General features: G+C 63.8%; 19 protein-coding genes. 5 read left to right on the top strand and 14 right to left on the bottom strand.

Features of this window, described 5'->3' with window-relative positions; all coding sequences use genetic code 11:
* Nucleotides 1–197 precede the first annotated feature (197 nt).
* The 13 genes from AC07Y9_RS24355 to AC07Y9_RS24295 all read right to left on the bottom strand — a co-directional run bounded on the left by AC07Y9_RS24355 (nt 198) and on the right by AC07Y9_RS24295 (nt 15,886).
* Nucleotides 198–1,292, bottom strand: coding sequence for a polyamine ABC transporter substrate-binding protein (locus tag AC07Y9_RS24355; RefSeq protein ID WP_101338997.1), 1,095 nt, complete (start codon nt 1,290–1,292; stop codon nt 198–200).
* Nucleotides 1,293–1,397: 105 nt separating this feature from the next.
* A complete protein-coding gene (locus tag AC07Y9_RS24350; protein WP_102678574.1) occupies nt 1,398–2,213 on the bottom strand; it encodes a carbon-nitrogen hydrolase family protein in 816 nt (271 codons plus the stop codon).
* A gap of 162 nt (nt 2,214–2,375) precedes the next feature.
* Nucleotides 2,376–2,759: a hypothetical protein gene (locus AC07Y9_RS24345; protein ID WP_102678575.1), complete on the bottom strand. Its 384-nt coding sequence runs from the start codon at nt 2,757–2,759 to the stop codon at nt 2,376–2,378.
* Complete coding sequence (locus AC07Y9_RS24340) at nt 2,756–4,270, bottom strand: flavin-containing monooxygenase (protein ID WP_102678576.1); 1,515 nt, start codon at nt 4,268–4,270, stop codon at nt 2,756–2,758. The genes AC07Y9_RS24345 and AC07Y9_RS24340 overlap by 4 nt, the downstream gene beginning before the upstream one ends.
* 112 nt (nt 4,271–4,382) lie before the next feature.
* Nucleotides 4,383–4,880 carry an HIT family protein gene (locus AC07Y9_RS24335; RefSeq protein WP_007929455.1) on the bottom strand — a complete coding sequence of 166 codons (498 nt, stop codon included), beginning with the start codon at nt 4,878–4,880 and terminating at the stop codon, nt 4,383–4,385.
* A gap of 48 nt (nt 4,881–4,928) precedes the next feature.
* Nucleotides 4,929–5,885 (bottom strand): fatty acid desaturase family protein, encoded by a 957-nt coding sequence (locus tag AC07Y9_RS24330; protein WP_053262531.1) that lies wholly within the window; start codon nt 5,883–5,885, stop codon nt 4,929–4,931.
* 26 nt (nt 5,886–5,911) lie between these two features.
* Nucleotides 5,912–6,943, bottom strand: coding sequence for a ferredoxin--NADP reductase (locus tag AC07Y9_RS24325; protein ID WP_053262532.1), 1,032 nt, complete (start codon nt 6,941–6,943; stop codon nt 5,912–5,914).
* On the bottom strand, nt 6,940–8,244 hold the full coding sequence (locus tag AC07Y9_RS24320) for a fatty acid desaturase (RefSeq protein WP_102678577.1): 1,305 nt from the start codon (nt 8,242–8,244) through the stop codon (nt 6,940–6,942). The genes AC07Y9_RS24325 and AC07Y9_RS24320 overlap by 4 nt, the downstream gene beginning before the upstream one ends.
* A gap of 79 nt (nt 8,245–8,323) precedes the next feature.
* Entirely contained in the window at nt 8,324–9,460 is a 1,137-nt protein-coding gene (locus tag AC07Y9_RS24315; protein WP_102678578.1) for an acyl-CoA dehydrogenase family protein, read from the bottom strand.
* Nucleotides 9,461–9,488: 28 nt separating this feature from the next.
* A complete protein-coding gene (locus AC07Y9_RS24310) occupies nt 9,489–12,101 on the bottom strand; it encodes an aminotransferase class III-fold pyridoxal phosphate-dependent enzyme (RefSeq protein WP_102678579.1) in 2,613 nt (870 codons plus the stop codon).
* Nucleotides 12,094–12,372: an acyl carrier protein gene (locus AC07Y9_RS24305; protein WP_102678580.1), complete on the bottom strand. Its 279-nt coding sequence runs from the start codon at nt 12,370–12,372 to the stop codon at nt 12,094–12,096. The genes AC07Y9_RS24310 and AC07Y9_RS24305 overlap by 8 nt, the downstream gene beginning before the upstream one ends.
* Nucleotides 12,373–13,178: 806 nt before the next feature.
* On the bottom strand, nt 13,179–14,048 hold the full coding sequence (locus AC07Y9_RS24300) for a LuxR C-terminal-related transcriptional regulator (RefSeq protein WP_038576055.1): 870 nt from the start codon (nt 14,046–14,048) through the stop codon (nt 13,179–13,181).
* On the bottom strand, nt 14,045–15,886 hold the full coding sequence (locus AC07Y9_RS24295) for a fatty acyl-AMP ligase (RefSeq protein ID WP_102678581.1): 1,842 nt from the start codon (nt 15,884–15,886) through the stop codon (nt 14,045–14,047). The genes AC07Y9_RS24300 and AC07Y9_RS24295 overlap by 4 nt, the downstream gene beginning before the upstream one ends.
* A 348-nt stretch (nt 15,887–16,234) precedes the next feature.
* On the opposite strand from AC07Y9_RS24295, the gene AC07Y9_RS24290 reads away from it, so the two are divergent.
* The 3 genes from AC07Y9_RS24290 (at nt 16,235) to AC07Y9_RS24280 (ending at nt 19,800) form a co-directional block, all read left to right on the top strand.
* Nucleotides 16,235–17,704 carry an amidase gene (locus tag AC07Y9_RS24290; protein ID WP_102678582.1) on the top strand — a complete coding sequence of 490 codons (1,470 nt, stop codon included), beginning with the start codon at nt 16,235–16,237 and terminating at the stop codon, nt 17,702–17,704.
* Nucleotides 17,705–17,718: 14 nt separating this feature from the next.
* Nucleotides 17,719–18,861 (top strand): fatty acid desaturase family protein, encoded by a 1,143-nt coding sequence (locus AC07Y9_RS24285; protein ID WP_102678583.1) that lies wholly within the window; start codon nt 17,719–17,721, stop codon nt 18,859–18,861.
* Between the two features lie 234 nt (nt 18,862–19,095).
* Nucleotides 19,096–19,800 carry a hypothetical protein gene (locus tag AC07Y9_RS24280; protein WP_102678584.1) on the top strand — a complete coding sequence of 235 codons (705 nt, stop codon included), beginning with the start codon at nt 19,096–19,098 and terminating at the stop codon, nt 19,798–19,800.
* A gap of 98 nt (nt 19,801–19,898) precedes the next feature.
* Here the strand turns inward: AC07Y9_RS24280 and glyA are convergent, their stop codons facing one another.
* A complete protein-coding gene (gene glyA, locus AC07Y9_RS24275) occupies nt 19,899–21,254 on the bottom strand; it encodes a serine hydroxymethyltransferase (RefSeq protein WP_102678585.1) in 1,356 nt (451 codons plus the stop codon).
* Nucleotides 21,255–21,748: 494 nt separating this feature from the next.
* Between glyA and AC07Y9_RS24270 the strand changes: the two genes are divergently transcribed.
* Complete coding sequence (locus AC07Y9_RS24270) at nt 21,749–22,351, top strand: helix-turn-helix transcriptional regulator (RefSeq protein WP_053262542.1); 603 nt, start codon at nt 21,749–21,751, stop codon at nt 22,349–22,351.
* Nucleotides 22,338–23,219, top strand: coding sequence for a queuosine precursor transporter (locus AC07Y9_RS24265; protein ID WP_102678586.1), 882 nt, complete (start codon nt 22,338–22,340; stop codon nt 23,217–23,219). Before AC07Y9_RS24270 ends, AC07Y9_RS24265 begins: the two co-directional genes overlap by 14 nt.
* Nucleotides 23,220–23,270: the final 51 nt, after the last annotated feature.

Genomic DNA, 23,270 nt, shown 5'->3' with positions numbered 1-23,270 from the left:
CGAGTTCGATGAAGAACCCGTTGTGGATATGAATCGAGATATCCCGCCTGGCTCACTGCGACTTTGCTCAGGAGCTTCATTGAACAATGCGTAGTACCGACCCTTCAGAACTGGCTACACGGATGTAGCCAGTTCTGCTCCTTCCTTGCGTGACGCCCCTTTCCCCTTGGCCAGCATGGCTGTCCACTCCCCCCGGCTCAGCTCCCGGTCTTGACCTTGCTCCAGACCCGAGTACGCACCCGTTCCATTTTCAACGGCAGCGGTTCCAGCGGGAACAGCGTGGCCATCACTTCCCTGGACGGATAGACACCCGGGTTGTCGCGGATTTTCTGCTCCACCAGCGCCGTGGCATCGCGGTTGGCGTTGGGGTAGCCCAGGTAGTCGGAAGACTGGGCAATCACTGATGGACGCAACAGGTAGTCGATGAACTTCAGGCCGTCCTGTGGGTGCGGCGCGTCCTTGAGCAACACCAGGTTCTCCACCCAGACCGGCCCGCCTTCGCGCGGAATGCTGTAGACCAGATGACGGCCGTTGTCAGCCTTCTGCGAGGCGACCTGGGCATCGAACACCCCGCCGCTCCAGCCCACCACCACACAGACGTTGCCGTTGGCCAGGTCGGAGATAAACTTCGACGAATCGAAGTAGCGGATATGCGGCCGGACCTTGAGCAGCAAGGCCTCGGCCTTCTTGTAATCCTCGGGGTTCTGGCTGTTGTAGGGCAGGCCCAGGTAATGCAGGGCGATGGGGATGATTTCGTTCGGTGCATCGAGCATGGCCACCCCGCACTGGCTGAGCCTGGCCAGGTTCTCTTCCTTGAAGATCAGGTCCCAGGAGTCCACCGGCGCCTGGTCGCCGAGTAGCGCCTTGACCTTGTCGACGTCATAGCCGATGCCCGTGGTGCCCCACAGGTAGGGTGCGGCGAAGCGGTTGCCAGGGTCGTTGCTCTGCACCTTGGCCAGCATCTCGGGGTCCAGGTGCGACCAGTTGCCGAGCTGGCTGCGGTCCAGTTCCTGGAGCACCCCGGCCTTGATCAGGTTCGGCAGCAGATCGCTGCTGGCCACCACCACGTCATAGCCACTGCGCCCGGCCATCAGCTTGCTTTGCATCACGTCGCTGTTGTCGAAGGTGTCCTGCAGCACGCTGATGCCGGTTTCCTTGTGGAACTGTCCGGGCGTGTCCGGGGCGATGTAGTCGTACCAATTGTAGAAATGCACGCTCGGTTCGGCGGCCTGGGCCGTAGCGAAACCGAACAGTGCGGCCAGGGCCAGGGGCAAACAGCGGATAGCTTTCATCTGAGGACTCCGAGCGTTGGCACCCGCCCAAGGGACGTGCGCCTCGCCTGCTGATTATGGATTGTTATGGCAGGGCCGAAAGCGGCGGAAAAACAGCGATGGGGTTTAAGGGATCAACAGCTCGCGACGGCCATCGGCGTGCTCGACGTATTCGCCGGATAGTTGCAGGCGCCGGTCGTGCAGGTAGTCGTAATCGCGGCGAGCGGCCTTGAGTTGCCCGAGGTCGAGCTGCACCACCTGCCGGCACTCGTCGCGGCCGGCCTCGAACAGCAGTCGGCCGAAGGGATCGACCAGCGCGCTGCCACCGGCGAACACCAGGCCGCCGGTGCCGCTGCCGACCCGGTTCACCATCACCGCGAAGGCCTGGTTCTCCTGGGCACGGGCCATGATCGCGGTGCGGTGCACCGGGCCGTAGGGGTCCATGTTGCCGTTGCTCACCAGAATCAGCTCGGCGCCCAGTTGGCCGAGGGCGCGCGCGCTTTCCGGCAGTTCGATGTCGTAGCAGATCAGCAGGCCGACCCGCACGCCCCGCCAGAGCACGGTGGCGTAACGATCACCGGGCTGGAACAGACCGCGCTCGTCGGGCCACAGGTGAGTCTTGCGATAACTCGTCGCCACCCCTTCGGGGGTCACCAGCAGCGAGGTGTTGTAGTAATGGCCGGCGGCTTTTTCGGCGATGCCGACCACCACCGCGACCCCCTTGGCGCGCACCGCCCGCAATACGGCCTGGATACTCGGCCCGTCCAATGGCCCGGCGACCTCGGCCAGTTGCTGCTGGTTGGCGAAACCGCTGATCTGGGTTTCCGGGAAGACCAGCAGGTCGATGTCGTCATCACAGTCGGCAATGCCCTGCAGGACCCGCTCGAGGTTGTAGGCCGTGTCGCCGTCACGACCGGCCAGTTGCATCAGTTCAATCTTCATCGTGGATCCTTTGAAGTGTCGGCAGGTCTCCGGACGCCACATGGGTGTCACCCGCCAGGGCTGGTGGCGAGTATGGAGGGGATGCAGCCGCGCGGTAATCACTGCAAAGGAGTACCCCGCCAGGGTTAGCTGGCGGGACAAGGCAACAGAAGACTGGCGGGGTCAGGCGTTACCCAGCGACTGGCGGGAAGCCCGCGCAGCCTTCAGCGCGCGCCAGGTCCAGAGCGCGCCGCACAGGTCCGGCAAGGCCAGCAGCAACAGCACCGGCGACACCAGCCCGGCGGCGACGAAGGCGGCAAAAAACACCGGCACCGACAGGCGGATCGACACGGTCAGGGCCATCAACTCGCGCCGCTCGGTGTAGCCGGCCCAGACGTAATAGACGCCCAGGTACAAGGCCAACTGGCCCATCACCCGGATCCACACCTCATCGGTCAGGGCGAAGCCGAACAACGGCAACAACAGGTTCGGCGCCAGCACCAACGCGGCGCCCAGCAACAACATGTACAGGCCGAACACAAACACGCTCTTGCCCGGATGGCTCATGGTTTCACTCCTTGGGGGGGCGATGTGAGGCGATAGGCCTCGGCATCGAAATAACGGGTCTGCTGGCGGAACTGCCAGCTGAACCCTGGCCACAGGGCGACGTTGCGCCCGCTGTCGGGGTCCATGTACCAGCTCTGGCAACGGCCGACGCTCCATACCGCGCCGCGCAGCCGGTGGCGCAGGCCCTGGTTGAAGCGCGCCTGGGCCTGCGGATCGACATCGACGCTGGTCACGCCCAGGCGTTGCAGGGTGTCCAGGGCACCGAGGATGTAGGCGATCTGCGACTCGATCATGTAGACGATGGAGTTGTGCCCCAGGCCGGTGTTGGGCCCCATCAACAGGAACAGATTGGGAAAGCCGCTGACCGTGGCGCCCTTGTAGGCTTCGCTGCCCTGCTGCCAGGTGTTGACTATGTCCACCCCGCCACGCCCGAGGATCATCCCCGCCGGGAACGGCGTGCGCGCCTTGAAGCCGGTGCCGAAGATCAGCGCATCCAGGGCATGGCGCTGGCCGTCGACGGTGATCAGCGCGTCCTCGGTGACTTCACGGATACCGCTGGTGACCAGCCGGGTGTTGGCCTGGGCCAGGGCCGGAAAATAATCGTTGGACAGCAGGATGCGCTTGCAGCCGATGGCGTAGTCCGGGGTCAGGCGCCGGCGCAGTTCCGGGTCCTTGACCTGGCGCCGCAACAGGTTGAGCGCCAGCCATTTGTGCAAGGCCATCAGCCGCGGGTTGAACACGAAACCCAATACCCGGGTTTCATGGGCGGTGTAGATCAACCCGCGCAACAGCCGCTGCACCGCGGGAAAACGCCGCAGCAGGCGCTGGGCGGTCGTGGAAAAGGCCCGGTCCGGCTTGGGGATGATCCACGGCGGCGTGCGCTGGAACACCGCCAGGCTGGCCACCCGCGGCTGGATCTGCGGCACGAACTGGATCGCCGAGGCGCCGGTGCCGATCACCCCCACCCGCTTGCCGGCCAGGACATAGTCATGGTCCCAATGCTGGGAATGAAAGACCCGGCCCTTGAAGCGCTCAAGCCCCGGCAGTCGGGGATAATCCGGGGTCGACAAGGCCCCGGTGCCGGCCACCACCACCTGGGCAAAACGCACGCCGCCACGGGCATCCGTCACCTGCCACAGGGCGCGCTCTTCCAGCCAGCGCAGGCCGGTGACCGCGGTGTTGAAGCAACAGTGTTGCAGCACCTGATACTTGTCGGCGCAGTGCCGCAGGTAGTCGCGGATCTCCGGCTGCGGCGAAAAGCGTCGCGACCAGTCGGGGTTGGGCTCGAAGGAAAACGAATAGAGGTGGGAAGGAATATCGCAGGCACAGCCGGGGTATTGATTGACCCACCAGGTGCCGCCGACGCCGGCTTCCTGTTCGAGGATCAGGAAGTCCTGTTCGCCGCGCTGGCGCAGGTTGATCGCCATGCCGATGCCGGAGAAGCCGGCGCCGATGATCACGACCCGATAGACCCGCGCGGGGTCGGCCTGCTCCTGAAGTAGCGCACTCATGTTCCTGACTCCTGGCTGCACAAACGCCGGGCGAGACCGCCCGCAGCGCATGCACGGCTGTTCATTCCGAAGTTCCGTGGATCGAGGGTGGGCCGCTCACCGGCCCTGGCGGTTAGGTTGACGCTGCGTGCAGCCTGCTGGTCCGGTGCGCCAGGTTCTCCAGCGCCTGCGGGTCGAGTTCGGCGGCGATCACCAGGGCCTGGCGACGCAGGGTCTGCAGGGGCGTGCGGCGGCCGAATATGCCGGTGAAGTGCATGAACATGCGCAGGCCGAAACCCAGCCCATCGCCCCTTTGCCGCGGCACCAGGTGCAGGTGGGCGTGGGGAATGTGCTGGTTGGTGGCCTTGCCGTCGTTGACGATCAGGTGCGTGCCTTCCACCCCGAAGCCGGCGCGCCGCTGGGCGGCGAGCAGGGTATCGAACACCTGGTACAGGTGCTGGCGGATGACCGTGGGCAGTTGCTCGAGCTTTTCCACATGGGCCAGCGGGATCAGCAGCAAGTGCCCCTGCCCCAGCGGATGCACATCCATGAAGGCCATGCAGTGGGTGTCGCGATAGACCAGGGCACTGGGCAATTCGCCGGCCGCGATCTGGCAGAAAATACAGGTCATCCGTGAATCCTCGGTGAGTGGCGCTCCTTCGGGCGCTGTAAATGTAGCTCACGCCGCTCGCCGAGGTTCGGCGCAAGTTGTTACCGGACGTCGCGCGAACATCCGCGCCAGCAGCCAGCGGTCGCGCAGGTAGGGCTTGTTGTCCAGCAGCGCCGCCAGCCGCGGCAGGTTGACGAAGGGCACGCCGGGGTAGATGTGATGCTCGACGTGGTAGTTGATATTGGCCCACAACAGGCCGATCAGCCGGTCGCTGACGGTCACGGTGTTCTTCGCCAGGTCCAGGCGCTCCGGGTCGCCAACCGCCAGGGTGGCCATGGGGAAGTGCTCGTAGCCCCGGGAAATCGGGTTGATCACCAGCGCCAGCAACAGCAGCGGCACGATGAAAATCAGCACGAATTGCAGCATCAGCCCCTGGCTGTAGCACCAGGCGCCGATCGCCGCCATCGACAGCAGATTGAACGCCAGCTCGCGCAGCACCCGGTTGCGCACCGCCTTGCCGTAGCGCACCAGGGAAAAGTAGATGAAGCGCGGCACGAACACGGCGATGCGCAGGAACATCCACTTCACCCCGCCGGTGTAGTTCCAGTCGTCGGGGTCCTTGTCCGGGTCGCCCAGGTAGCGGTGATGGTATTTGTGGCACTCGGTGAAGGAGGAAAACGGGAACACGATGAACCAGGCCATGAAGCGCCCGACCCACAGGTTCAGCGCCGCCGAACGAAAGCCGCTGGCATGCCCGCAATCGTGCTGCAGCACGGTGAAGGCATGCAGCTGGTTGCCCAGCACCAGCACCGCCAGCGCCAGGCCCCAGGGGTTGTCGCCGAGCAGGATGTACAGCGCCGCCGCGCACCAGACCAGCACATGCAGTACCGACCAGAGCACGAACTTCAGCGGCTGCGGCTGCATCAGTGCCTGCAACTGAGCCTGGCGCTCGCGGTCGACCCGCAGTTCGGCGCGCTTGGCCAGCCGCAGTTCGTCCTCGGCGGCGTGGTGGGTTGAATGATTCATGAATTGACCTTCCTCTGTCTGTATCGCTAATCGACTTGCAGGCGCACGTCGTCCGTCAATGGATAGCCCACGCACAACAGTGCCTGGCCCCGGTTCAGTTCGTCCGCCGACAGCCCATGGTCCTCGCGCATGCGTACCTGCCCCGCCAGCCGGGTGCAGACGCAGGCCGTGCAGAAACCGCTGCGGCAGGAAAACGGTGGCTGCACGCCGCTGGCCAGGGCCGCGTCGAGCAGGGTCTGGCCCGGGGCGACCGTGAAACTGAACGCCTGGCCCTGCATCAGCAGCTCCACGCGTTTTTCCGTGTCGCCGCTGGCCACTGGCGCCTTGGCCGGGGTGAAACGCTCCTGGTGCACGCTTTCCGGGGCGATGCCCAGGGCCTCCAGGGCGGCGGTCACCTCGTCCATCATGCCGCTGGGGCCGCAGCTGTAGTATTCGCGGGCTTGCGGGCCGGGCAGCGCGCCGAGAATGTCGATCACCCGCTGCCGGGTCAGGCGTCCTTCGTGGGCCCCCGGGGTGTCCGGCCGCGACAGCACATGCACCAGTTGCAAGCGCTCGCCGAAGGTCTGGCGCAGCTGGTCGAGCTTGTCGCGAAAGATCACCGACTGCTGATTGCGGTTGCCGTAGATCAGCGACACCTGGGCGTCCGGCTCGAAGTGCAGCGCCGACTTGAGGATCGAGAAGATCGGCGTGATCCCGCTGCCCGCCGCCAGCAGCACCAGGTGCCGCCCCCGGCCCGGCTGCGGGGCGAAGGTGAAGCGGCCGTGGGTGCCGAGGGTCTGCACCGCGTCGCCGGCGCTCAGCTCCTGCACCAGGCGGTTGGAAACCTTGCCGCCGGCCACGCGCTTGACGGTGATTGACAGGGTCTTGTCCAGCCCCGGCGTGCTGCTGATGGAATAGGCGCGGCAGCCCTTGGCGCCGTCGACGTCGACCTCCAGGGTCAGGTACTGCCCGGCGCTGTAGCGGACTTTGCGCAGCAGCGGCTGCTTGAGGTGAATGGTCACCGCATCGTCGGTTTCCCGTTCGATGGCGGCGACTTTCAAAGTCAGGGGACGGTTCATGGCTGGCCCAGGGCGCTGTGCGCGGGGGTGGGTTCGTCGGCGTTGCGCGGTGTGGCGAGGCGCCGTTGATGGGCATGTTCATGGGCCGCGATGGGCGCCGGCAGCACCCGGAATTGCAGCAGGCGGACTTTCTCTGCGTGGTCCAGCGGCTGCCACCAGTCGAGCTTGTCCGCCAACGCATCGAAGCGGCGCAGCATCAGCAGCACGAACAGGCCGAATACGCTGAGGTCGCGAAACACCATGGAACCCGCGGCCGCCAGTTCCGGCTTGAGCCGCTCGAACAGCGCCGGGCTCTCCGACCAGTGGCCGACGGACCAGTGATGGTGGCAGGCGTGGTAACCCTCGTTGAGGATATTCACCGGCGTTTCCAGCAGGGTCACGGTGTTGTACATCCAGTCCTTGGGGTCTTGCTGGCCGCCGTAGAAGGCGTGCTGGCTCCAGTGGATGACGCCCATCAGGAAGTTGCTCGCGCACCAGGGCACCAGCATGTAGAGCACGGCGATCGGCAGGCTGTAGCACGCCAGCGCGACGAACAACCCGACATGCACCAGGTTGCCCATGACCATGGCCCGGGCCTGGCTGCGCTTGTGTTTGCTCTTGAAGTACAGCCAGGGCGAAACCATGAACTGCTGGTACATCACCTCGCGCACCATGTACACGGCGAAATCCCAGGCGCTGGCATGGTCGTAGCGCGCGGTGGCGTAGACATCCAGCGGCCCGGCGTTTTCCCGGTGATGCTGTTGCAGGTGCGCCGCCGCATGGGGGATCAGGCCCATGGGAATGGCGAAGAACATGTACAGGAAGGAATTGCCGACCCAGCGATCGAGCAGGCTCGAACGCTTGAAGATACCGCCGGGAACATGGCCTTCCTGATGCATGGCGCTGAAGGAGCGGACAAAGCCGCGAATGTTCGGCCCATAGACGAAGGCGTAGAACAGCAGCACCAGCAGCCAGGAGATTTCCTTGAGCCACAGCTGGGCAATGAACACCGGCCCGGCGGTCAAGCCCAGGCTGATGGCGGCGGCCAGGATCGGCTCGTCCCTCGGGTCCTTGAGCAAGCGGTCGGCCAGGGGTTGCAACAAGCGGTGATAGCTCGTCACCAGCCAGTTGCCCAGGGCCTTCATTCCCGGCAGCCACGACAACGACCGGCGCCCGGCCTGCAAGGTGCACGACAGGGCCAGAATCACAGCGATGGCCGCGGTGTTGAACACCAGCAGCAGAATGAACAGCGGAACAGCCAGGCAGTGAAACCCGCGACCGACATTGGCCGGGCGCGGCGGATAGAGAAAATCGCTACTCATGCTTCTACTCCATTAGGCATGTTGCCGAGGCCGGAGCGACGCCAGGGGCGCCGAAGCTCCGACTGCGGTAGCAGGCGAATCAGGCGCTGTAGGACTCGCGCAGGAACTGCGCCAGCAACGGCGTGGCGGCGCTGCGGGAGATCGGATGGAAGCCGATCGCCCGGGAGGCCGCCAGCAGATAGGCCACTTCGTCGGAGGCGATGAACGCCATGCCACCCAACAGCTCGACGCTGAGGTTGGTCGCCCGCTCGATCGCCGCCTGCACCAGGAAGCGCGTGCACAGCGCCTTGTGGTAGGTGTTCATCGGCGCATCCTGTTGCGCCTGCAATTCGCCGGCGGTGCCGAGCAGTGCCTGATGGGCGCCCTCCAGCTCGATGCACAGCAGGGCCAGTTGCGCGGGGTCGGCGAAGGGCTTTCTCAGCAACCGGTCGACCAGCGCCGAGGCCACGCCCAGGTAGCTGCCGCCGACCATCAGCTGGAACCAGCTCAGGCCGTTGAGCGAGGTTTCCATGGCGGTGGCGGCCACTTCTTCGCTGTCGGCGCCGTCGGCCAGCAGCATGCGCTCGCTGGGCACGAACACGCCGTTGAACACCAGTTCGTTGCTGTCGGTGGCGCGCAGCACCGTGGCGTTCCAGAAGGGTTCGCGGGTGACCGTGCTGCCATCGGCAAAGACCACGGCAAAGCCCTGGCTGACGCTGCCGTCGTCCTGTTCACAGGCGACGCCGACCACGATCACGTCCATGTGGTGGCTCATGGTGCAGGGCTTCTTGCTGCCGTCGAGGACGAAACCGCCCTCCACCGGCCGCGCCTTGACGCTGCGGTTGAAGATCTCCGAGCCCGGCTTGCCCTCGGCGAAGGCCGAGGCGATCAGCAGCTGGTCCTGGGTGATGCCCCACAGCAGCTCTTCCGCCGCCGGGATCAGCCCGCCCAGTTGCACGATGGTGGCGATGGTGTGGTGGTGCATGGTCATCATCACCGCCAGGGACGGGCACAGCGAACCGATGGCGCGCAGGATCTCCACGGTTTCCTCCGGCGAGGCGCCGAGGCCGCCGTAGGTCTCGGGGATAATCAGGCCGGCGGCGCGGTAGTCGCGAAACAGCCCGCAGAGCACGGCCGGATCGGCTTGCTCCAGGGCCATCAGGCCGCGCTCCCGGAGGGCGGCGAGCAGGCCCGGCAGGTACTTCTCGGTGGCGTTGCGGGCGTTGTGCATCGACATGGTGTGGACTCCTTTCTCGTTGTCAGGGTTAACCGGCTTTTTCGATCAACTGCTCCACCGCGGGGGCGAAACCGAAGGCTCGGGCCAGGTCGAAGATCGCTTCGGCATCCTCCAGTGGAGGACGCTTGCCGATGCTGTAGTCGCGCCGCAGGCCGGCCATGGTCAGGACCATGGTTTCGGCCAGGCAGCTGAAGGTCACGCCCGTGGGCAGACCGGTGAGGTTCTGTTGGCCGAAACGCTGGCTGCGGTCGGGCAGATGGATCAGGCCGCCTTCGATCACCGTGACGTCCGGGCGCAGCGCCAGGGTGACGTGGCCGATGTCCGGTGGCTGCGCGCAGTCGCAGATGATCGCGTTCTGATGCAGCACCAGCGGATCGATAAAGGCCGAGCCATTGGAGGTCGCCGAGAGCACGGCTTCCAGGCGCGGCAGCCAGTGGCCCAGGTCCGCGGTGATCACCAGCGGCGGCTGCACCTGCGGCTTGCCCTGGGCCAGGGCGTCGACGCTGTCGAACAGCGTGCGCAATTGCTCCTCGTCGCCGAGGTCGCGATCCAGCAGTTGCTCGACGCTGGCCAGGCTCGGCAGGAGCAGCACCAGGGTCTTGGCGATACCGCTGCTGTGGCCGCCCTGGATCTGCAGCAAGGCATCGCGATACAGCTCGCCGGCCACCAGCCGCAGCTCGTCCATGGCGCCCCGATTGGCCCCATTGCCGAGCAATACCAGGTGCTCGCAGAAGCGCCCCAGGCGCAGGCTGGCCAGGCGACCCACCGAACCGTAGGCACCGATCACCCCGGTCAGGCGCTTGGCCAGCGGCGCACCGCGGTTGGCGCAAGTGCTCAGCAGCGCATCGACACCGACCATGGCCGTCAGGCTATTGCCGGTGGTGGTGTGGAACCGCTCGTTGATGACATCCACGCCGGCACTGGAAATCACCGAGGTGTAGGCCCCCAGCCCAACGAAATCCACCTCCAGCTCGGCGACGCTATCCAGGTAGTTGGCCAGCAGCTTGCGCCGCTTGCCCAGGCTCAGGCGCGTCAGGTCGCGCGGTTGCAGCAGGCTGCCGATCAACCAGCCTTCGACGTAGTCGCCGGCATCGTTGTAGACCCGGCGGGCGTGATAGGACACCCCGGCGTCGAGGTCGGGCTTGGCCCATTCGGAGAAGTCGTCGAGCCAGCCCTGCATAAAGGTTTTTTCCGCCGCCGACAGCCCCAGGCCATCCACCACGCTGTCGCCATTCACGCTCTCGGCGGTGGTCGGGTGCAGCAGGAAGGCGAAGCGCCCCAGGCAACGCCCGCTGCTGCGTGGTTTGCCCGGTGCGATCCAGGGGCTCAGGGGCCCCCGTGGCCCGGCATAACCGTGGGCTTCGAGAATCAAGCGGTGTTGCTGGTTATGCACCACCAGTTCCGCCACCGCCTTGAGGCCTTCGAGCAGCAGGTCAATGTCGGCGCCCTCGATGCACAGCGGCGGCTGGATGCGCAGCACGTTGCCTTCGGTGAGGGTCGGCAGGCAGTACACGCCATGGCGGCTTTTCAGGTAGCCGCAGACGATCGGCACCAGGGCGCCGAAAGCGCTGGCCAGGGACAGCGTGTACAGGCGCTCGCCGCTCCAACGCCGGAACTTCAGGCCGAGCATCAGGCCGCGGCCGTCGAGGCTGTGGAACACTTCGGGATAGTCCTGCACCAGCCGCGACAGCCCGGCGTACAGGTAGGCGCCCTGCTGCGCCGCATGCTTGAGCTGCGCACCGTCGTTGGCGGTGAGCTGGTCGAGCACGGCCAGGCCGATGGCGGCGCTGAAGCCGTTCACGGCGAAGGTGGAGCTGTGGTGCCGGTCGAAATCGCGGCTCCAGCACTGCTCGCCGTAGATGCACGCGCCGATGGCCGCGACGCCGCCGCCCAAGGCCTTGGCCAACAGCACCACGTCCGGCGTCAGGCCGTGGGCGGTGGCGGCGAACAGCTCGCCGGTACGGCCCAGGCCGGTCTGGATCTCGTCGAGCACGAACAAAGTGCCGTATTGGCGGCAGAGGTTCTGCGCCGCCAGCAGGTAGCCTGGCGGTGGGGTGATCATGCCCGCCTCGCCCTGCACCGCCTCGACGAAAAAGGCCGCGGCGCGTCGGGTTTTCAGCAGCGCCTCGAGGGCCTCCAGGTCACCATAGGGCACATGGCTGAAACCGTCGGCGCGGATCTGGAACGGCTCGCGGTAAGTGGCCTTGCCGGTGACCCCGACCGCGCCCTGGGTCTTGCCGTGAAAACCGGTCAGGGTGCCAATCACCAGTTCGCGCTGGGTCGCGGCGCGGCACAGCTTGATCGCCGCTTCGACGGTTTCCGCGCCGCTGGTGGTGAAGGTCACCTTCGAGTGGGTGCCGGGCGCCAGCTCGATCAGGCGCCGCGCCAGTTCTTCGGCGCCGGGGTTGATCAGCGGCTGGACCAGCGAGGCCTGGCCGCTGGCGAGAAAGGTGTGGATCGCCTCGGTAATAGGCGCCGCGCCATAACCGAAGGGCACCGCGCCGAACTGGCCGACGAAATCGATCAGGGTCTGGCCGCTGGCGGTTTCGATGCGAGTGCCCTGGGCGCGCACCACGGTCTCGTTGAGGCCGACGAATTCCAGCAGTTCCTGGCGGGTGATATTGAGCAATGAATCAGCCATGACCGACCTCCCCCACTGTGCCGAACGCGCCCTGGTTGATGACGCCGTACAGGTGCTGGCTGACCTTGCTCACGGTGTCGTGCAGGTAGGCCAGCTCAGGGTCCAGGGAGATGCCGAAACGGTCCTCGAACTCGGCGGACAGGCCGACGATCAGCACCGAGTCGACGCCCATCTCGTGGAACGAGCGCTCGACGTCCAGCGACCCGGAATCGACCTCCAGCAGGCTGGCCAGGGTTTCGGTCACGGCAAAGGTTATTTCGTCTATGTGCACAGTCGCCTCCCAGCGTATTTCGCTTCCTTTGCATGGCCGTTGGCCCGCGCCAACCGCGTGGTGAAACCAGCGGATCAACGCTTGGGCAGGCGTCATGATGCAAACGCGTTTTGAGTGTGGATAACCCGACGGAGCAGGCTATTTGCTACACCCCGATGCTCGGCGTCATGCCGGTTCAGCTCAATACTCCGTAAGGAGTAGCGAGCCCTGTAGCCGCTGCCACAGGCTGCGATAGGACCGACGGTCCTCCAGCGGTCTCAAGCCCTTGCGTCCGCTTCGCGGCCGATCGCAGCCTCGCAGGCTCGGCAGCGGCTACAGGGTTTGGCGCCGACCGGTAGGTCGCGCATGGCGCAGCTTTGGCTTTTGATCTACCCGCCCCATCGGGAGGCCGAGTGGAGGTGTTCATCAGGGGGATGGCGCGCAGCGCCCCTCGACGCAGTCGAGGACATCGTATGGAGGTCGAAGCGCAGCCGACCGGAGTCGATGCCCCCTGATGGACGCCGGAGCGAGGGAACCTGAGCGCAGCGAAGGCCGTACGCAGGGGCAAGCGTTTTTTGGTTACTTTTTGCTGGGCCGGCATTCCGGCGTTTGAAAAAAAGTGACCCGCCGTAAGGGCGGAACCCTAAGCGGCCGTTACCGCAGAAATGGATATGTACACCGACCAACATCAGCAGTGAGACCACCCCCGTCATCACGGCCAATCAAGCGTCGACCGGCCGCTCCTACAGAGGCGCAGGCGACGCCGAAGCACTGACCCCCGTCAGCACTGTGTAAGGGTTACCGGATGAAAGACAGGCAGGCAGCACTCACTCGTCGCAGAACAACGCCGCGATCTGCGCCCGACTCGACGCCTGGAGTTTGGAGAAGATGTTCTGCAGATGGGTTTTCACGGTCTTGTCGCTGATGCCGAGGATCTGGCCAATCTCCCAGTTGGTCTTGCCTCGGGCCACCCAGCGCGAAATCTCCGCTTCGCGGCTGGACAGGATGGACAACAGTTGATGGTTCGGCCCCGGGTTGTGGCGCAACAGCTTGCTGCCCAGCGCCCGGTTCAGGGCGATGTGCAGGTACGGGGCGAAGACCATCATGCGCATTTTGCTTTCGTGGGCCACGGTGGCCGAGATGTTGTGAAAGAAGTAGCCGGTGAAGGTGTTGCGGTGCAATCCGGGCAGCAGGGTCCAGCCCAGGTTGCGTATCCCATGCTCGCGAAAGATCTTCGCCCACACCTGGTCCGGTGAGTTGCCCAGCCGCTCCAGGGTGGTGAACTTGGGGCGCCCGCAGTGCTCGATGGGGTCGATGCCCAGCGGCGGAATCATGCCGTCGCGACCGACGATGGCCTTGATCAGGTCATCGGAGACGCTGTCCGGATGAATCAGGTGCGAGAAGAACACCCGGTGTGCGCGGACCCTGCCGCTGGCGAACACGAAGTTCTCACAGGGCAGGATCTGCGGCAGCGCCAGCTGGGTCTGCTGCGTCAGCTCGGCGATGCTGCGCGCCGAGGTGATGGAGTTGAGCACGCTGGTCAGCTGCAGCCGTTGCTGGCTGTCGGTGGGCGGCAACGACAGCACCGACCGCGGGCGGCTGGCCAGTTCCAGCCGCGGTTCGCAGAAGGCCGGCTGGGCGAACAGCAGCGCCGCGGGCTTGGGCGCATGCACCGGGCCGATCGATAGACTGGTCATGCTTCCACGACCTGGCTGTCGACGGTGATGTCACGCAATACCCGGCCGTTGCTCTCCACCGCGACAACCGACTTGTCCAGCGGATGGGCTTCGACCGGCGCCGGGCCCTCGAGTGCCGCCAGCCAGGGAGCGAACTGCTTGCGGCACTCCTGGCGCTTGATCTTGCCGCTGGAGGTACGCGGCAACGACCCGCCGAACACCAGCAACAGCACCGGCCGCGCCAGTTGGTGCTGTTGCCACAGCCGCGCTTTCAAGTCGCTGAACAGCTGTGGCAGGTCGAGGCTGCGCAAGGCACGCCGTTCGATTTCCTGGGCGATCACCACCTGCTCGCTGTCGCCGGTCTCGATGCTGAAGGCCGCGGTGCCGTCCGGGCGAAAGCTGTCATGGGTGCGCAGCACGGTGTTCTCGATATCACCAGGGTGATGGTTGACGCCATTGACGATGATCAGGTCCTTGAGCCGCCCGGTGACGAACAGCTCGCCGTCGAGCAGGAAGCCCAGGTCGCCGGTGCGAAAGTAGCGCGACCAGCCGAGCGCCGGCGGCGCCGGGCGAAAGGCCGCGGCGGTGCTCTCCGGGCGCTGCCAGTAACCGCTGGCGACGCTGTCGCCGAGGATGCAGATCTCCCCGACCCGCCCGTCCTCCAGCGGCTGCTCGGTGTGCGGGTCGCAGATGAACGGGCCCTGCCCGGGAATGCCGCGACCGCTGCTGACCAGGGTGCGCAGGCGCAACTCGGCGTCGCTGCCCGGGCCCTCATGCAGGCGTGCCACATTGTCCTCCAGCAAGCCGGCATGGAACTGGCGGATCACCGGCTCGCGCTTGCTGCCGCCGGCGCTGACCATCAGCGTGCCTTCGGCCAGCCCGTAGCAGGGAAAGGCCGAGGTGCTGGCAAAACCGGCGCGGGCGAAACGCTCATGGAAGGCGGCAATGGTCTGCGCCCGCACATGCTCGGCGCCGTTGAACGCCACCTCCCAGCTGCTCAGGTCGAGGCCCGCCAGTTCTTCGTCCTTGATCTTGCGCAGGCACAATTCATAGGCGAAGTTCGGCCCGCCGCTGACGGTGCCGCGGTAGGTGCTGATGGCCTGCAACCAGCGCAGCGGCCGTTGCAGGAAGTGGATCGGCGCCAGCAGGGTCGAGCCGAAGCCGACGAACAAGGATTGCAGGATGCCGCCGATCAGCCCCATGTCGTGATACGGCGGCAGCCAGCTGACCAGGTGGCTGTCCTTGTGGGTCAAAAAACCGCGGCTGATGCTGCGCGAATTGTGAATCAGGTTGCCGTGGGTCACCGCCACTCCTTTGGGAATCCCGGTGGAGCCGGAGGTGTATTGCAAAAAGGCGATATCGTCCCGGGTTACCGGGACGGCCCGCCACTCGCTGGCCAGGGCCAGGTCGAGACTCGCCATGTCCAGCACCCGCGGACTCTGCGCCTGCCCCAGCCGGGCCCGGATGGTCGGGACATCCTCGCCACTGGCCAGTGCCGCCGTCGGCTGGCAGTCGTCGATGATGCCGTCCAGCCGGTCCAGGGTCTTGGTCGCCCCCGGCGGGTAGGCCGGCACCGCCACCAGCCCGGCATACAGACAGCCCATGAAGGCGATCACATAGTCCAGGCCTGGCTTGAGCAGGATCAGCACCCGGTCCCCCGCCTGGCAATGCCCCTGCAACCGGGCCGCCGCCGCTCTCGCCGCGCGGTCCAGTTCAGAGAAGGTGATCAGGGTTTCTTCGTCTCGCCCGTTGTGCAGAAAACGATAGGCCAATCGGTCCGGGATCGTATGGGCGTGAAGCTGCAGACATTCCGAAAAATTCGCATACGGAACGTCGCTATCGTGGTCGTTCGTAGTCATTATTTTGTGTCCAGGCAGCCGTACTTAGCCATCTCCCGCAAGGCCCGAAATCTGCGGCCTTGCGCATCCATTACGCTTGATCATCCTCTGGGAGCGCGCAGTCGAAGTTAATACTCCGAACGGCGTATACCCGCAATTTCCGCCCCCGGCGCATATTCGCCTCACAGCTTGATGTATGCATGGCTTTTTGCCATGTCACTTGCAGTCATCAGCTTTTTTCAAGGATGTGAAGCCGATATATCCAGGCCCGTGCAAGCCGGGCCTGTGGAACCGGCCATGCCATCAAACCCAGGCCGGAGCGGGAGCGCCCCGGTATCGCCAGCAGCGTGCGCAGCACGGGAGAACAGGATGTCTTTTAGCGAATACGCCACCTTCGATGCGGTCGGCCTGGCCGATCTGGTCAAAACCGGGCAGGTACGCCCCTCCGAACTGCTGGAGGAAGCCATACGCCGCATCGAAGCCTTCAACCCGGCGGTCAACGCCGTGGTCTACAAAGCCTACGACAAGGCCCGGGCGCAGGCCGCCGCACAGGACAAGGCGCCGCCGACCGGCGCGCTGCACGGTGTGCCGTTCCTGCTCAAGGACATCCTCGGCGACTGCCAGGACCTGCCTTCGACCCTCGCCTCGCGCATGCTGCAAGCGCGGGTCATGCCCCAGGACTGCGAGCTGGTGAAGCGCTTTCGCCAGGCCGGACTGGTGTTCGTCGGCAAGACCAACGCCCCGGAGTTCGGCATTCTGCCCACCACCGAAGGCGCCTTCCATGGCCCGGCGCGCAACCCGTGGAACCTGGAATATTCCACCGGCGGCTCCAGTGGCGGCGCGGCCGCCGCAGTGGCCACCGGCATGGTCCCGGCGGCCCATGGCAACGACGGCGGCGGCTCGATCCGCATTCCCGCGTCCTGCTGCGGCCTGGTCGGCCTCAAGCCGACCCGGGCGCGCAACTCCCTGGCCCCGGACTTCGGCGAGCTGCTCAGCGGCCTGCTGGACGAACATGTGCTGACCCGCAGCGTGCGCGACAGCGCCGCCCTGCTCGATGCCACCCATGGCGTGGTGCCGGGCGACCCGTATCGCGCGCCGCCGATGCAGGGGCGCTTTCTCGACCAGCTCGGTCGCGAACCGGGACGCCTGCGCATCGCCTATTCCAGCACCGACTCGGCCGGGCGGCCGCTGCACCCCGACTGCATCGCGGCGGTGGAAAGCACCGCGCGCCTGCTCGAATCCCTCGGCCACCATGTGGAAGAAGCCGCGCCGCAACTGGACCTGCAAAGCTTCGCCGAAGCCTTCAGCGCCCTGTGGTTCTCCGGTATCGCCTTCGCCGTGGAACTGATGAGCCTGCAACTGGGACGCGGCCCGCGGCCCGGCGAGCTGGAAAACCTGACCCAGGCCGTGCATCAACGCGGCCTTGGCGTCAGCGCGGTGGAGTACCAGATGTCCGAGCTGGTGTTGCAGCAGGTGGGTCGGGAAATGGCGCGTTTCCACCAGACCTACGACTGCTGGCTGACCCCGACCCTGGCCCGGCCGCCGCTGCGCAATGGCGTGGTGGATATCCATTCCAGCGACCTGGAAAGCACCTACGGCCCGCTGATCGACTACAGCCCGTTCACCGCCATCCATAACGCCTCGGGGCAACCGGCGATTTCCTTGCCGTTGCACTGGAACGCCGAGGGCCTACCGATCGGCCTGATGCTCAGCGCCGCCTTTGGCGAGGAAGGCCTGTTGTTCCGCCTGGCCGGCCAGTTGGAACAGGCACGCCCGTGGAAGGACCGGCGGCCACAGTTGTTCATGCAGCACAGCCCCGACGAAGCGGTTATCGGCTAAGGAGAGCACCGAGCATGCGCACGCTGGACACCTCGACCGCCTCTGCTTGTTGCCGCGCCGGCGCAGGCCAGGAGCCGCACCAGCCGGGGGCCATCCCCTGGCCCACCGACGGCCTGGACCGCGAGCAACTGGCGCGTTATGGCAAGGAGCTGATTCGCCAGACCCTGCCCTTCACCGTGGAAAACCGCCACCTGAGCTGGTGGCATTTTTACTCGACGCTTTTGGTGATCGGGCTGTTCGGCGCGGCCGTGGCCCTGCCGCTGTGGTGGCCGCTGCGCCTGGGCTGCAGTGTGCTGCTGGGCTTGTCCCTGGTGCGCATGTTCGTGCTGTACCACGACTACATGCACGGTGCGATCCTCAAGGGCTCGCGTTTTGCCGAGGTGTTTTTCAAGACCTTCGGTCTGCTGCTGATGGCCCCGCCGACGCTGTGGAAGCAGTCCCACGATTACCACCACGGCCACAGCTGCCAGTATGTCGGCGCGGAGAAAAACCGCCTGCCGCTGCTCTCTACTCACACTGACCTGGGCACCTTTCCCCTGCTGTCCACCGAGGAATATGCCCGCGCCGGGCGCCTCAAGCGCTTGCGCTACCGCGTCGCCCGGCACCCGCTGATGATCCTGCTGGCGTCATTCAGTATCTTTATTTTCAGCATCTGCCTGGTCTCGCTGATCACCCAGCCGCGGCATCGACTGTGGTCGCTGCTGGCCCTGGCGCTGAACCTGGCGAGCGCCGTCGCCCTGGCGCTGCTGGCGCCGGACATCCTGCTGTACGGGGTGCTGGTCCCCAGCCTGTCCGGCTCGGCGCTGGGCGCCTACATGTTCTATTGCCAGCACAACTTCCCCGGCGTGCGTTACCCCGAGCGCGCCGACTGGGACTACGCGGCCACCGCGGTGTTCTCCTCCAGCTACATGCGCACCGGCCCACTGATGGCCTGGTTCACCGCCAATATCGGCTACCACCATGTGCACCACGCCAACTCGGGCATCCCCTTCTACCGCCTGCCGCAAGCCATGGCGGCGATCCCGGCGCTGCAATCGCCGATCACCACCTCACTGCACCCGCGGGATATCTACCGCTGCCTGCGGCTCAAGCTATGGGACCCGGCGCGCCAGCGCATGGTCTCGTTCGCCGAGTTTCACCAGCAAGCGCAACGCTGAAGGAAATGCGACAGGAACGGCTGTCGTGCGACGCCAAGCGTTGCCCGGTGAACGCTCGCCAGGGATGATCGGCGCCGGAATTTTCCCGTCGATCGCGGGTCAGTAGAGCCACGCCTTTTCGCACCGGTCCGTTGGTCCGTGACAATGGGGCCTCGGTCCCATAAATTAGGCGCCCTGAAAAGGCCCGGTGCTTTTCTAGCCTCATTTCCAGTTAAACGAAGTAGTGAAATATCAATGTCCGATTCCAATACAGAAGAATCCGTAAACGCCTTGTCGTCCAAAGCGGAATACGAAAACGCCATCAATCTTTCACAGCATGTCTCCCAGGCCAAGACCATCAGCGAGATGGTCCTCGACGCTTTCCAGTCCACCAAGGAAAGCGACCAGATCCGCGAATTGCGCGCCGAGATCCGCCAGGCTCACGACCGCTTCGACGACGACCGCGCCTATGAACTCATGGGCCAACTCAAACAGCTCAAGGACGCCGAGGCCGCCGACAGCGCCGCCCTGGAAGACCTGAGCAGCAAATTCCCGATCAGCCGCATCCTGTCCAGCTACAAGGACGACCCGAGCTTCCAGGAGCTGGTCTACGGCCTGGCGCTGAAGGTGCTGAACCAGACCCACCAGGCTATCAGCAACCCGGGTGGCGGCAAGAGCAAGGCCTCGCGGGCCAAGAAGGAAATGGAAGTGTTCGCCATCAGCAAGGACGGCATCAGCGTCACCCTGCCGATCCGCCCGCGCTCCAAGGCCAACGTCGACCGTGAAGCCTTCGAGTTCCTCGGTTTCGCCTTTGTCGGCGAAGGCGACGAAGCGGAACTGGAAAGCGAAGTGTTCTTCGACAAGGACGGCAACGAACAGCCGGCCACGCGCAAGAACATCGTCACCGCGATCCAGCAGCAGACCGCGTTCGAAGGCTACAGCGCTCTACAACAGCAATAACCCGTACCCGCGAGCTTGCTCGCACAGACGGCGGATAGGGCAACAGTGCAGTGCGCCCTTCGCCGGCTGGCTCCTACGAATCAAAGGCCGGGGCCCCCTCAGTTGCCCCGGTAATCGGCGATGGGATACATCGCGCACAAAGCCTCGGTCTGAAGACGGAACTGTTCCTGCAGCTCAGGCTCCAGGCGGTACTTCTGCTCGCTGAGGGGCGTCACCTTGTCCAGTATCCGGCAGACCAGTTCGACGACTTCACGACAGCCCTGGGGATCGATGTAGCGTTGGGCGATGGAGCCCGTGCCGATACACAAGCCATTGGCGACGAATGAGGATCGGGTTTCCCCCAGTGCGCGGTTTTTACTCACGATGATGCCGCATCGCTCCAGTGCCGAGGCGGCAATCGAACCGCTAACCCCACCACGCAGCCTGAGCAGAATCGTGTGGTTCTCCGTCCCCCCGCCCACGACTTCGTAGTCCTGTGCCATGAATGCGCTGGCCATTGCATCGGCCGTGCTGCGAATCCGTCCCATGTAGGCGTCGAACTCCGGGGTCATCGCGTAGCCCAGCGCAGCCGCCTTGGCGGCGATCATGTTGACCGCCGGCGAGCCCTGCATCCCGGGGAATACCGCTTGCTCAAGGACACGACTGAAGCTCGCCCTCAGGCCGGGAACCTTGGTGTCGGCATCCCGGCCGGAAAGGATGAGGCCGCCACGAGGCCCCGCGAGCTGCTTGTGGGTACACGCGGTGGTGACATGCGCCACGTCGATCGGGCTTGGATGTCGACCCGTTGCGACCAGCCCGGCGATATAAGAGATATCCGCCAGCAGGATGGCCCCGGCCTCGTCGGCAATAGCGCGAAAGCGTTGGAAGTCCACGACCCGGGAATAGGCCGTCGCACCGCAGATAATGATGCGCGGACGATGGGCGAGCGCCAGATGGCGTACTTCTGCGTAATCGATCACGCCCTGCGATGTGGTGCCGTAGCGGATCGCCTTGTAGTGAGTGCCTGTGAATGCGACAGGGCTGCCGTGGGTCAGGTGCCCGCCATGATCGAGGGCCATGCCGAGAATGGTGTCCCCGGGCTCGAGCAGGGCAGCAAGCACCTGGTAGTTGGCGTTGGAGGCGGAATGCGACTGTACGCTGGCATATTGCGCCCCGAACAGCTCCCGCGCCCTGCGAATCGCCAGGGATTCGACCAGATCGACGTTCTCGCAGCCGACATGATGGCGCTTGCCTGGTATGCCCTCGGCGGTGACGTTGACCAGTGCCGAGGCAGACGCCGCGAGGATTCGAGGGTTGGCCGCGCAGGAAGATGAAACCAGGGACAGTGTGCGGTGTTGACGCCTGACTTCAGCGTCCAGGATCCCAGCCAGTTCGGCGTCTTCTGCCCGCAGATCCGCCAAACCTCGTCGCAGCAGGTCGGCCTGGTTCCTCAGTGGTGCTGTATAAGCTGCCATCGTTCGGTATTCCTTCCTTGTCGTTTGCGTGCCACGAACGACAGCACGCTTCCTGATTTAACGTTCGCGAGCCGCTAATTAATCAAAGAATTAAACATTTTCCAAACAAAATGCTTCTTTTCCGAGAATCAGGAGGGGACAGCAGATTTGCGTTGCCGCTGAATGTTCGTCAATCGAGGCCAGGGCACCGGACGTTTCGGGGCTTTATTGTCATGACTGGGACATGCAACACTTGCCGCCGCGGCGCCTCCGGTCCGGACCCTCCCGACAATTCCGAGCGCGCCCCATACCGACAGCGAAATATCCCAGGATGGATGCAGGCTGGCTAAAGGAGTGCTAGCGAGTTGGTACAGGCCACGAAAGAACCCGACAAGCTCTAGCCGCATCAATCCGACTGTTCTCACCTTTGGCGTCGAGCAGTTGAATGTCATGCACGGCACGCATTCCATGAAAGACCCTATGCGTGGCGACTATAAGGAAATGGTGAGCATTTGATGCACAGAAGAGAAAGAACAGAGTATTTGAAGAGCAACATCAAATACCTGATAAAAAGTCGCGGCGAGACGCAACTGTCTTTGTGCAATGCCAGCGGCCTGACCCGAACGACCATCTACAACATCCTGGAAGGCAAGGTCAGCAACGTACAGCAATCCACCATTCGCAAAATCTCCGATTTCTTCGGTGTCTCCTACGAAGAAATAGAAACCGTCGATTTTGAAGAGAAGGAGATCATCGACAGCAGTATTTCCCCACAAGGAAACATGAACCCGGCGGCGGTTCCGATCCTCAAGGAAAGCCTGCTGATGATCAACATGGACAAACGGATTGGCGAACTGGCCATACTTCACCCACTGACCTATTACTTCGGCGCATCCTACAACTTGATAGCGGTGCTGCTCGAGAATGAGATCAAGGGCATGTACGAGGCCGGTGACCTGTTGATCATTCAAAAGGGCACATCGACCGACGACAAGGAAAAACTGGTTTACGACAGGCAGACAAAAAAGCTGTTCATCATCAATGAGCCATGCTCCGACTCAGATCGAGTATTTGTGGTGGGTGACATCATCGAGGAGCGATTCAATGGCAGCTTATGAAGGCGAACTCGAGAACAGCAAATACAAACTTCTGGGCTTTGAAAACAACAAGAACCTGGCCGTGATCATGATCATCGCCACAGGCAAAGTCATAAAGATCAAATTAAGCGAAGTGCTTAACAGCGAAATAATGGAAAACCTGAACAAAATGGAAGTTAAAAATATTTACAAGAAGTTCTACTCCCAAGGAGGAGCACTTACCGCATACGACCTGAATGACCGCCACGAAAGCTCATGGATGATTTATATCATCCTGAATCTACTGCTCTTTACATTTTATATATTCACCAGCATTGCCGCCACCAAGCCCATTTATCTTGAATCACTTGGCATCATTATCACTCCGGGCACCTTTCTTTACCCTCTGACATTCCTGATCGTTGACCTGTTGAACGAGAACTTTGGCCTCAGGTTGGCAAGAAGAGCGATCTTCTTTGCCTTTGCCAGCAACGCCATGATTATCGTCCTTCTGTATGGCTCGACCTTTCTTCCCGGCCTGCCGGGCTGGAAGCTCGACACCCCGTACAATGACGTCATCATTCATGTGTCATCCGTGCTGGTGGCGTCTTCGGTCTCGTTCCTGGTTTCGGAAAACATAAACTCTTACTTGCTGTGCAAGATAAAAGAGCTGACCAACTCCAGATTCCTGTTCCTGCGGATATTCTTGAGCACGCTGTTCGCGGTCATTATTGACAGCTTCGTGTTTTGCTACATTGCCTTTTACGGCTCGATGGAGAACAACGACATCCTGAACATGATTTATGTGCAGATCGCGATCAAGGTATGTTTTGCCTTCTTCAACATCTTGCCTGCCTATGGCGCAAGATCACTGTTCAAAAGATATATAACGGACAGCCAGGCAAAATAGTACAAGTACGCTTTAGCTCAAATTGATGGATTCAACACTCATCCAGCAGGC

This window comes from Pseudomonas sp. GW456-L12 (assembly GCF_059424045.1).
Note: the sequence above shows the minus strand (reverse complement) of the source record. Positions and strands in the feature narration are given on the sequence as shown.